Below are 11312 nucleotides of genomic sequence, written 5' to 3'. Positions count from 1 at the left end.
TTGTACTGATGTATTTATTAAGGTTTAGTCATCTCCTTTTCCATTAAGGCACTCCCCGATATTAATCGGGAAGTACATTGGGATAAATCATAAAAAACTAATGATTATGCTGAAATTCGATTCGCTGAACCACAGACATTAATTTTATTTCTGACAACTTCTTTCATCGCATCCATTCCGACGCGCATATAATAACGAGGATCATTACCCTGCGGATTTTCCGCAAACCAGGCTTTAACCGCGCCAGCGAAGGCTATTTTTAATTCTGTGGCAACGTTCACTTTTGTGACGCCAAGTTCAATAGTGCGACGGACAAATTCATCTGGAACATCGCTGGCACCATGTAGCACCAGAGGAACATCCACCACTTCACGAATTTCCGCCAGCCGCTGGAAATCAATCTTCGGCGTTTTGCTGTATAAGCCGTGCGCCGTACCAATCGCTACCGCCAGGCTGTCGACGCCAGTCAGTTCGACAAAGCGTTTAGCTTCTTGTGGATCGGTCAGGAATGCACTTTCGGCGTCAACGCTCATGTCATCTTCAACACCGCCCAGGCGGCCCAGTTCTGCTTCCACGCTGCAATCCTGTGAGTGGCAGAAGTCAACAACCGATTTCACCAGCTTCACGTTCTCGGCAAACGGGAAGTGGCTGCCGTCGATCATTGCACTGCGCACACCTGCGTGGACTTTACGGCGAATATCATCCAGCGATTCGTGGTGGTCGAGATGCAGCGCCAGTGGCATGTTGTAGGTTGTGGAATAGGCGCTGCACAGGGCGTAGATCTCTTCCAGCGCGATATGTTTAAAGGTCCCCGGCGTTCCGGCGAGGATCACCGGCGATCGCATTTCACTGCACACTTCGAGGATCGCCTGGATCGTCTCGGCGTTATGAATGTTAAAAGCAGGCACCGCGTAGCCATTGGCCTGGGCGTCCTGTAACAGATATTTAGTGGAGATAATGCTCATAATGCGATCCTCTTATGCCTGCCACGGATGAATGATTACGCCTTGCACCACGCGGTTAACGGTGCCACTGGCTGATGGGGTATCCGGCGTATTGCCCATGTGCAGCGACTGCATCAGTGCAAACGTCTGGGCGTACATCAGGAAGCAAAATGCCTGCTCAACGTCGATAAAGTGACGTGACGGCGGCAGGATAATATGTGGACCGGCAGCGACGATGTCGGTGCTTTCCGCGGCGATGGCGATTACGCGCATTGCCTGGTTGTCACGGCGGAGTTCAGCCAGCAGATCAAGATCATACTGACGGGTGTAAGGGTGGCTGGAGACAAATACCACCACCAGTGTTTCGTTATCGACCAGCGATTTTGGTCCATGACGGAATCCGGTTGGAGAATCATAAAAGGCCGCCAGTTTACCCGCCGTCAGTTCCAGCACTTTCAGCGCCGACTCGCGTGCTGCGCCCTGTAAGCCACCGCTGCCGAGATAAACGATCCGTTTCCACGGTGCGTAACCAAACACACCTTCGCTGAAATCGCCCAGTGAGGTCAGGATCGCCTGGCAACGATCCGCCACGTCGCGGAAGGTTTGGCTGTTGATCGTCTCAGGTGCGAAAACCGCGAGGCAGCTGGCCATCATGGTGGTAATGCTGCTGGTCATCGCAAAGCCGCGATCGTGCGTTTCTGCGGGCATCAGCAGGGCAAATGCGTTATCGCTGTTGATCGCGTTTTGGTAAAGAGCGCCCGCTTCGTTGCAGGTGATCGGCAGGTGATAGCATTCCGGTACAAATTGATTTGCCAGTTCCACGGCAGCGACGCTTTCCGGGCTGTTGCCGGATCGACCGAAGGAGATCAACAGCAGCGGATGAGCTGGATTCAGGTAGTCCATCGGATTGGTGACCAGATCGGTGGTCGGTACGGCGCTGAAGTTTTTACCGGTATGGCTGGCGAGCCACGGCGCGATGATGTCACCGATAAATGCCGACGTTCCGGCTCCGGTCAGGATGATCCGCAGATTCTCTTTGCGCAGTAACGGTTCAAGGAAGTTATTGAGCGCGGAACGTAGCGCGTCGATGTTGGTGAGTGAACGGATCCATGCGCGAGGCTGATGGCGGATCTCTTCTTCAGTCCATGTACCGGTTGCGGCGGCAGCAGGGGTGTAATTTTCTGGCATAACTCAATCCTTAGTCTGATGAACTTGACGTCGGGCGTTGTCGCTTTCACTTGCCTTTCGTTTCATTTCACTTGGTGATGTCTTTCGTTGATTAAAATCTATAGAAAAGAAACTGAAAGTTCAATGGAGAAAAAGGAAATAAAACGAAATCTGTGATCGTTGAAAGAAAAGACAAGGGAAGATTAAGAATTGCGTAATGACGTCGCTATGTTCACCGATTGCCGGATGCGGCGTACCGTAGGTCGCATAAGACGCGTTAGCGTCGCATCCGACACCGCTGCACAGATCAAAAAGAAAGAAAAAGAAAGGCCTTACGGGGGAAGTGAAGGCCCAATAATGGAGCAAACCATCAAAACGAAGCTAATTGACCCTGAATCCAGATTTGTTGCACATGTAGCCCGCTATCCAGCGCAACGACGCTGGCGCGTTTGCCCGGTTTAAGCGATCCCAGAACACCATCAACACCCAGCATTCGCGCCGGATGCAGCGACGCCATATGGATGGCTTCCGCAGGCGTTACGCCCGTCAACTCGACCATATTGCGCACTGCCGCATCAACAGACAGCGTACTGCCCGCCAGCCCACCAGACGCGGTACGGACAACGCCACCGTGCATCTGCACTTCTTCACCACATAACGTATAGCGACCATCCGGCATCCCAGCTGCCTGCATCGCGTCGGTGATCAGTACGATTCTCTCTTTCGCACAGCAACAACACAGCGACATTGCCGCCGGATGCACATGATGACCATCGGCTATCAGTTCCAGCCAGGCGCGCTTGTCCGTTAATCCCGCGCCAACCATTCCCGGTTCGCGGTGATGTAAACCTGTCATCCCGTTATAGCAATGCACCAGGCCGTCGGCACCAGCATCAAACGCGGCGCGAGTTTGTTGCCAGGTCGCCGCGCTATGCCCCAGCATCACTCGTACATTTTGCTGTTTAAGATGGCGGATGGCCTGCAATGCCCCCTCTTTTTCCGGTGCCAGCGCTACCACGCGTAAGGTGTGCTGAGAAACGGCAATCAATTGATCCAGCTCGGCAATTTCAAGCTCGCGAAACAATTCCGGCGGATGCGCGCCTTTATTCTGCGGCGTGAAGTACGGTCCTTCGAGATAACTCCCCAGCACTTGCGCACCAGGTCCGCCGCGTTGGCAACGTTGAGCAATACGTTTCAGCGCCGCATGAATGCTGTTAAGCGGCGCGGTTACGGTAGTCGGCAACCAACTGCCGACACCTTCGCGTGCCTTGTGCATTGCCAGCTTGTCGAGTACATCCGGCGCGTCATCCATTACATCAACGCCCGCACCACCGTGTACATGGGTGTCGATGTAAGCGGGGCAGAGCAGTTCCGCATCGCGTTCAGTCACGCCCACTGGAATCGGTTCGATTGCTGCGATGACACCGTCAGCAATACGCAACTGATGGTCATCGAGCCATCCCTCTTCAGTCAGCAGCCTTCTGGCGCGCAGAACGTGTGTCATATTCCTTCCTCGACCGGACATTCTTCATGGCAGCGGCCTAACTCGTCCACCAGACTGGTCAGCCCTCGGTGTCCACACTCCAGCGCCTGTACACGGAATTCTTCACCGCTTAACCCTTCGCGCTCCAGCACCATCTCCAGTAGCAGTTGCAAATTGGTGCCGGTGATCACTTCACAGCCCGGTTTTTGCATCGCCAGCGTTGAAGCTACGCGAAACGGCGTGCCGCCCAGCAAATCCGTCAGAAAAACAATGCCGTCTTCACAATCCAGTTGGGCGATGGCCTCTTCAAGCTGCGATGTAAGCAGCGCGGTGCTTGAGGTTTCCGGAAAATCGATGGCGATAAACTGCGATTGCTCACCGAGAATTTGCTTCATTGCTTTTTCCATGCCGCTGGCAAACCCGCCATGCCCTGTCAAAATAATACTTAACATCTAATACCTCATTGTATTTAAAGGAAATGGCAGAATTTACCGACGATGCCGAGAACCACGGTAACTGCAATCAGACGCAGCGGACTCCAGCCGCGGCGTACCAGCCAGAACATGGTCAAGGTGTAGACCAGCGGTAAGAAGGCAGGCATCAGTTTGTCAATAACATCAGTCTGTAACTTAACCACTGCGTCGCCCGCAGTGATTTCCAGCGTGGTGCTTAAACGAACATAGGTTGCCACCAGCGCGCCGATTACCGTCATCCCAACGATAGACGCAGCATGGCCGACTTTTTTGGTATTCGCTTTAATGAGTGGAATCGCCGCCACGCCCATGCGGTAAGCATAATGCGCCAGACCAAAACGCAGCCCCAGGTGTACCACGTTGAACAGCACAATAAATACGACTGCGCCAAGAATAGAGCCTTGTAGCGCAAGGCTTGCGCCTATCCCGCCACAAATCGGCAGTAGCGTCAGCCAGAACATCGCATCACCAATCCCGCCGAGCGGCGCACCGACGGCAATTTTGGTGCTCTGAATACTGTTAACGTCCTGCTTAGAACGCTCCATCGCAAGGATAATGCCGATAACAAATGTCACCAGAAACGGATGGGTATTGAAGAAACCCATATGCCCCTTCATGGCGCGCGCCAGGTCGCGTTTATTAGTGTGGATCTTTTTCAGAGCAGGCAGCAGACCGTACAACCAGCCAGAAGCCTGCATACGTTCGTAGTTAAAAGACGCTTGTAACAGCATGGAACGCCAGGCGACGCGGTTGATATCTTTTTTCGTCAGCTCCGCGCCAATGCTCTGATCTTCATACACGTTTTCATTGACGCCAGTCAGCAATGTTTCTTCGTTTTCACTGACGTTCGGCAGGGTGGTTTGATTAGATGCCATCTTCAAATTCCTCTTTCTGTGCCGCAGGTTGAGTCGGTTCAGGAGATTTACGCAGCAGGTCGATCAGCGCCATCGCCAGCGCAGCGGCAGCAATAGCCAGCACCGGTAACTTGAGCCAGGCTGCGGCAACAAAGCCCAGGATGAAGTAGGGGATGTAGACGTTTTTCATCATGATTTTCAGCAGCACGGCAAAACCGATTGCTGGCATGATGCCGCCCGCGACGCCGAGGCCGTCGATTAATCGTTGCGGCAGGACATCAATGATGGTTTTTGCATGTTCCGCGCCGAAGTAGATAGGCAGGAAAGCGCAGAGAAAATAGAAAGTGCCGAGAGCCAGCAGTGCCAGATAGTTCACGCGTTCAATGCCGCGAGTATCGGCGTTCTCCGCCATCCGGTCGCAGCGAGACATCACGCCAGACATCACCGAGAACAGGAAGGTAATCCCCATCTGTACTGCGACAGCGAAAGGTACGGCGACACCGACCGCGACATCGGGTTTCACGCCAGTAGTAATGGCAAACGCCGTGCCGACGATAGTACCGATAATCACGTTAGGCGGCTGTGCGCCCGCTAGCGGGGCCAGCCCCATCCACACCAGTTCCAGCGTACCGCCGGTTAAAATTCCGGTATGCAGATCGCCAAGTACCAGCCCGACCAACGGGCCGAGGACCACCGGGCGGTGCATATGGGTTAAGCCGTTAAACATATCCAGGCCAGCGATAAAGGCGATAATGCCCAACGCAAATGCCTGCAACAGGCTGATTTCCATGATGAATCCCTCAAAGTAATTTAAAGAGGTCCACAGCAGGCTCTGTCGGGACGCCCTGAACGAAGCATTCCACCCCAGCGGCTTTCAGGTCGTTAAATGCTGCGATATCGCCCGCATCCACAGAAACCGTTTTGGCGATTTGTTGTTTGCCATTGGCGTAGTGCATATTGCCAACGTTAATGCGATTCACCGGAACGCCACCTTTCACCAGCGTCAGGAAATCGGCGGGTGTTTTACAAACCAGCAGGATTTTCTGTCGATCGGCGGCGCGATGAATGTTGTCGATAACTTTTTGCAGCGTCCAGAAACGTACGGCGATCCCTTCTGCCAGTACCATTTCCATCAGGTTTTGTTGTACCGGATCTTCGGCAACCTCATCGTTGGCTACCAGCACCAGATTTGCCCCCGCAAATCCGACCCATTGAACGCCGACCTGACCGTGAATCAAGCGTTCATCAATCCGGCTTAAAACAATATTTGGCATAGCGTGTTCCTCTTTGTTTTGCTTATTGGCCTTCACAGGCTGTGTGGTACTGCGCCAGGATGTCCTGAATATGGTTGATAATGAGTTCCCGTGGCGTCGGTTGCAGCTCGCCGGAGCGAACTTTCACGTATTGCAGCGGCAGATACTGGCTGATGAGCGGTAGCGGAATTGGTGAATCCGCCAGATTACGTACCAGATGAGCGAAAGCGTCATCAATCTGGCTGTCCGGCCAGTAATAGCGCACGCGATCCGAGTAGCTATAACCACGCGCCAGACGACGCGCGTTGCCGTCACCGTGGTAGTGGCTTTGCCAGTATTCCGGGCGGTCGAGCATCACGTCTTCCAGCACCTGACGCAGACCAGAACAGGCTTTCGCTGGCACCAGTTCTTCTTCAATCGCCGCCAGAGAGAACAGAGCTTCACGCAGGGCGAAGGTCAGCGCTGGGCCAACTTTCAGAATGGCAAAGTGGTCAATCACCAGCTGGCGCAGCGATTGCGGCGTTTGATAATCGGTAGAGTGCGCTTCGAAAATCAGCGTTTCGTAGTTTTCGACCATCTGGCTTAAGGCGCTCGCTTTGGCGGGCTGATAATCAATAACGTTGGTGTGATCGAATTCGACGCCGGGTTGAACCACCAGGGCAATGATGCGTGGCCAGATGGCATTCAAACCTTGCTTTTCAAAGGCGTGACGATGGGCTTCCAGCGTGGCGCGGGCGGCATCCGGCGTGGTGACCGCCAGCTCGCTTAAGGTTTCATGCGCGCCGCCAGGTACCGGCACTTCGGTACCAATGACATACTCCAGATCGGCTTCGCCAAAGTGTTCAAGACAGGTTTCTTCCGCCACTTTCGCCAGACGGGCGGCGCGTTCAGCCACGATGTCATCAGTTAAGGGAATCGGATCGTCCTGACAGGACATGCTGCAATCAAGGTGGATTTTTTTGAATCCTGCCGCAACGTAGCTTTTAATCAAATCATCGGCATTGGCCATTGCCTGAGCGGCCGGCAGGTTTTGCCAGCGGTTTGGCCCCAGATGGTCACCACCCAGAATCAACGCATCCTGCGGGAAATTCAACGAGTCGGCGAGCTGACAAACAAAGCCGCGAAAATCGGCGGGCGTCATTCCGGTATAACCGCCGAACTGGTCTACCTGATTGGAGGTTGCTTCAATCAGTAACGGCGTTTGGTTTGCACTGGCGTAGCGGATTGCAGCCTCCAGCACCAGCGGATGTGCGGAACAAACGGCATAAATTCCATTTGTTTTGCCCGCTTTGTGCTGTCTCACCATTTCTGTCATATGTTTCACTTTCCTCTCCAGTTCAGATTACTGCGATATTAATCTTTCGTTTTGTTTCAGTTGATACTGCGTCATGGTGAGATAAAAATAAAACGAAAGATAATAGTTTTCTGATCTGATTCACAAAAGAAACATAATGAAAGTCACTGAAACGAGAGTAGCTTGCGTCAATGGGCAAGGTGGGCTTGCATTTGCTTAATAGAAAGGCGTTAATAGGCAAAACGAAATGAAACGAAAGTTTTACGAAAGGACTTACTATGAGTAATACCGACGCTTCAGGTAAGAAGCGAGTGACTGGCACCAGCGAGCGACGAGAACAGATCATTCAGCGTCTGCGACAGCAAGGGAGTGTGCAGGTTAACGATCTGTCGGCATTGTATGGCGTATCTACTGTGACGATCCGCAATGATCTGGCGTTTCTGGAAAAGCAGGGGATCGCTGTGCGTGCCTATGGTGGCGCGTTGATCTGCGATAGCACGACGCCGTCAGTCGAGCCATCAGTGGAAGATAAAAGCGCGCTGAACACCGCGATGAAACGCAGCGTTGCGAAAGCTGCCGTTGAGTTGATTCAGCCTGGTCATCGGGTGATCCTCGATTCCGGGACTACCACTTTTGAGATTGCTCGTCTGATGCGTAAGCACACTGACGTAATTGCGATGACCAACGGTATGAACGTGGCTAATGCGTTGCTGGAAGCGGAAGGCGTTGAGCTGCTGATGACCGGCGGGCATTTGCGCCGTCAGTCGCAATCTTTTTACGGCGATCAGGCTGAGCAATCGCTGCAAAATTACCACTTCGATATGCTGTTTCTTGGTGTAGATGCGATCGATCTGGAGCGCGGCGTCAGCACACATAATGAAGATGAAGCCCGTTTAAACCGTCGGATGTGCGAAGTTGCGGAACGGATCATCGTGGTCACCGATTCCAGTAAATTCAATCGTTCCAGTTTACATAAGATCATTGATACTCAACGTATCGACATGATCATTGTTGATGAAGGCATTCCTGCGGATAGTCTGGAAGGACTGCGAAAGGCTGGGGTTGAAGTGATTCTGGTCGGGGAGTGAGAAAGGGTGCCCGCTGGTCAACACGAATACGTTCGGCGGGCATTGTGAACACCATCAATGGTTTTCTTCTGTCTCTTGGGTGAAGCTTTCCCAGTCGGCAGGAGGATGTCCTCTTTTTAACATTTTGCTGAATACGGTATAGGCATCTGTTTTTTTACCGTAGGTGCGCAGAGTGTTTTCATCGTTCATCCATCCCAGAATGATGACTTTCTCTTTTTCACTATAACGAAAGAAGAGACGATAACGACCAGCACCAAATTTTACCCGTGACCAGTCTTTATTTTTCCCAGAGCCTAACGACTTGCCATGACGGAATGCCGGTGATGATGGATTGACCGTGATATGCTCCTCAATCACTTTATGGACTACCGCCAATAACTTTGTGGCGGCTTTTCTCTGATAATTTTCAGGATCTTTTCCCTTTAATGTCTCGACTTCGGCAACTAAAGCGTCGTAGGTTTCCTGAAAACAGGGATGAGCATATAGCACCCAACCATTAACCCTTTGTGGAAAATCCATTATTCGTCGTCGCCAATCTCATCATCAATGTTGACGTCCATGCCAGCGACAAGTTTCTTTCCTTGTTGAATGTTGAATGTTGAATGTTGAATGTTGAATGTTGAATGTTGAATGTTGAATGTTGAATGTTGAATGTTGAATGGACGAGTTTTTTGCGGGTTGTTCTGGATATCTGCATCCAGAAAACGCAAAAATGCATTCATAGTATGATCCTCCTGTTCATCTCCCAGTCGGCACATAAAGACTTGCCCACCAGGCAGAATTTCGTAATGAATGCTGTCCTGGCCTGGCTTCAGTTTTAAGGCCTCACGCACTGGCGCGGGGATAGTTGTTTGTCCGCGTATCGTGACCTTTGATTCAGTGGTCAGTACAGCGTGAGAGCGAGCATTAGCGGGCATGATTCACTGTCCTTTTACAGCCTGTTTTCTGCTCAAATTATAAGCTTGAACTAAGGTAATGCAAATGCATTATTAATGGACGTGGGGGCTTTAAACAATAAAAACATGGCACTAAGGCCATGTTTTGCGAGGGACGTTCCAAAAGAAATCAGGTCACCGGTGCCGGGTTAAACACTGCCAGCTGGTTATGCAGCCCCCATTGATCCGAGAAGGTTTTCTTCTTCCCGCTGGCGACGTCGAGAATAAAGTGGAACAACTTCCAGCCCACCTCTTCAATGGTTTCTTCGCCGGTGGCGATAGTGCCCGCGTTAATATCCATTAAATCAAACCAGCGGTTCGCCAGCTCGGTGCGGGTCGCCATTTTAATGACGGGTACCGCCATCAGGCCGTACGGCGTACCACGACCGGTCGTAAACACTTGCACGGTGATACCCGAAGCCACCTGTTGCGTGCCACAGACAAAATCGCTGGCTGGCGTCGCGGCGTAAATTAATCCGCGTTTAGTCGGGCGTTGACCGGGCGACAGCACTTCAACAATTGCGCTTTTACCCGATTTAGCAATGGAGCCGAGTGCCTTCTCTACCACGTTTGCCAGACCGCCTTTCTTGTTGCCCGGCGAAGGGTTGGCGCTGCGGTCGGTTTTTCCCATATTGAGATAGTTATCGTACCACTCCATCTCCTCCAGCAGCCGTTTGCCGACCTCTTCGTTCACTGCGCGTGGTGTTAGCAGATGGATCGCGTCACGCACTTCCGTGACTTCTGAGAACATCACCGTTGCGCCGCAGCGCACCAGTAGATCAGACGCATAGCCAACCGCCGGGTTTGCCGTTACGCCAGAAAAGGCATCGCTGCCACCGCACTGCATGCCGACAACCAGTTCTGAAGCCGGACAGGTTTCTCGCTGACGTTGATTCAGTTTTTGTAGATGGCGTTCGGCGACCTGCAAAATATCCTCGACCATGGACTGAAAACCGACATGCTTTTCATCCTGCAAACTGACAATGCTGGCGCTTTCTACTGGAATAGCTTGCACATCATCCGTGCCGACCAGCAGGCGCTCAGGCTGCAACTTTTCACAACCCAGACCAATCACCATTACTTCGCCGCCAAAGTTAGGGTTCAGCGAAATATTGTGGATGGTACGAATAGGCACAACTGCCGCCGGTGCGTTAATCGCCACGCCACAGCCGTACAAATGATTCAGCCCCACCACGCCATCGACGTTCGGGTATTTCGGTAGCAGATCGCGTTCAATGATTTTTACTACATAGTCCACCACGCCTGCCACACAGTGGACGCTGGTGGTGATGCCGAGCAGGTTTTTGGTGCCCACGCTGCCATCGGCATTGCGATAGCCCTCAAAGGTGTATCCTTCCAGCGGCGGTAAGGGGGCCGGGACTTTGGTTGCCAGTGGCAGCGTGTGTAACGGCGGCGCTTCCGGTAGTACAACCATTGATTCGTCGATCCAGCTTCCGCGTGGGATTGCACGCACGGCGTAACCAATCACTTCACCATAACGAATAATTTCACCATTAGCCGGAATGTCCAGCAATGCGACTTTATGCCCCTGGGGAATATGTTCAATTAATTCCAGTCCATCCGGAAAACGCGTTCCTGCTTTCAGGCCATTATCATTAACAATAATTGCCACATTATCTGTGTCGTGAACTTTTATATAAAACGCAGTTGGCGTTTCTTGTCTGATTTCGATGTTGGCCATTGTACTATATTCTCCAGCCAGGGGTTATTAAAATGAGGACCTGGTCTCATTTAAAAATAAATGACTTCATTGGGTGAAATAAGAATGTCAGGAGTTTAAACGCAGAAATGTGATCAATG

12 protein-coding genes are annotated in these 11312 nt (G+C 52.1%); 1 reads left to right on the top strand and 11 read right to left on the bottom strand.

Annotated features, from left to right (window positions below; genetic code table 11):
* Nucleotides 1-104 precede the first annotated feature (104 nt).
* The 8 genes from kbaY to kbaZ form a co-directional block, all read right to left on the bottom strand.
* A complete protein-coding gene (gene kbaY / locus E0D98_RS17220) occupies nucleotides 105-965 on the bottom strand; it encodes a tagatose-bisphosphate aldolase subunit KbaY (protein WP_000022766.1) in 861 nt (286 codons plus the stop codon).
* A gap of 12 nt (nucleotides 966-977) precedes the next feature.
* Nucleotides 978-2132: an AgaS family sugar isomerase gene (locus E0D98_RS17215; protein WP_001114873.1), complete on the bottom strand. Its 1155-nt coding sequence runs from the start codon at nucleotides 2130-2132 to the stop codon at nucleotides 978-980.
* 349 nt (nucleotides 2133-2481) lie between these two features.
* Nucleotides 2482-3615, bottom strand: a complete 1134-nt coding sequence (gene nagA, locus E0D98_RS17210) for an N-acetylglucosamine-6-phosphate deacetylase (protein WP_001349995.1) — start codon at nucleotides 3613-3615, stop codon at nucleotides 2482-2484.
* Entirely contained in the window at nucleotides 3612-4046 is a 435-nt protein-coding gene (gene agaF / locus E0D98_RS17205; RefSeq protein ID WP_000948824.1) for a PTS galactosamine/N-acetylgalactosamine transporter subunit IIA, read from the bottom strand. Before agaF ends, nagA begins: the two co-directional genes overlap by 4 nt.
* A gap of 17 nt (nucleotides 4047-4063) precedes the next feature.
* Nucleotides 4064-4942 (bottom strand): PTS N-acetylgalactosamine transporter subunit IID, encoded by an 879-nt coding sequence (gene agaE, locus E0D98_RS17200; protein ID WP_001298758.1) that lies wholly within the window; start codon nucleotides 4940-4942, stop codon nucleotides 4064-4066.
* Nucleotides 4932-5711, bottom strand: a complete 780-nt coding sequence (agaW, locus tag E0D98_RS17195; protein WP_000406214.1) for a PTS N-acetylgalactosamine transporter subunit IIC — start codon at nucleotides 5709-5711, stop codon at nucleotides 4932-4934. The genes agaE and agaW overlap by 11 nt, the downstream gene beginning before the upstream one ends.
* 10 nt (nucleotides 5712-5721) lie before the next feature.
* Nucleotides 5722-6195 (bottom strand): PTS N-acetylgalactosamine transporter subunit IIB, encoded by a 474-nt coding sequence (agaV, locus tag E0D98_RS17190; RefSeq protein ID WP_001295547.1) that lies wholly within the window; start codon nucleotides 6193-6195, stop codon nucleotides 5722-5724.
* Nucleotides 6196-6217: 22 nt separating this feature from the next.
* Nucleotides 6218-7498, bottom strand: coding sequence for a tagatose-bisphosphate aldolase subunit KbaZ (kbaZ, locus tag E0D98_RS17185; protein WP_047089147.1), 1281 nt, complete (start codon nucleotides 7496-7498; stop codon nucleotides 6218-6220).
* Nucleotides 7499-7746: 248 nt separating this feature from the next.
* Between kbaZ and agaR the strand changes: the two genes are divergently transcribed.
* Nucleotides 7747-8556, top strand: a complete 810-nt coding sequence (agaR, locus tag E0D98_RS17180) for an aga operon transcriptional regulator AgaR (protein WP_047086772.1) — start codon at nucleotides 7747-7749, stop codon at nucleotides 8554-8556.
* Nucleotides 8557-8610: 54 nt separating this feature from the next.
* On the opposite strand, the gene yhaV is transcribed toward agaR, so the two are convergent.
* From yhaV to garD, 3 genes are all read right to left on the bottom strand, one after another.
* Nucleotides 8611-9075: a type II toxin-antitoxin system ribonuclease toxin YhaV gene (gene yhaV, locus E0D98_RS17175; protein WP_000347279.1), complete on the bottom strand. Its 465-nt coding sequence runs from the start codon at nucleotides 9073-9075 to the stop codon at nucleotides 8611-8613.
* Nucleotides 9075-9473, bottom strand: a complete 399-nt coding sequence (locus E0D98_RS17170) for a type II toxin-antitoxin system PrlF family antitoxin (RefSeq protein WP_096934896.1) — start codon at nucleotides 9471-9473, stop codon at nucleotides 9075-9077. Before E0D98_RS17170 ends, yhaV begins: the two co-directional genes overlap by 1 nt.
* A 148-nt stretch (nucleotides 9474-9621) precedes the next feature.
* Nucleotides 9622-11193, bottom strand: coding sequence for a galactarate dehydratase (gene garD, locus E0D98_RS17165; RefSeq protein WP_001273741.1), 1572 nt, complete (start codon nucleotides 11191-11193; stop codon nucleotides 9622-9624).
* Nucleotides 11194-11312: the final 119 nt, after the last annotated feature.

The sequence above is a fragment of the Escherichia sp. KCJ4928 genome (assembly GCF_004352695.1).
Taxonomy (GTDB): Bacteria; Pseudomonadota; Gammaproteobacteria; order Enterobacterales; family Enterobacteriaceae; genus ECMA0423.
Note: the sequence above shows the minus strand (reverse complement) of the source record. Positions and strands in the feature narration are given on the sequence as shown.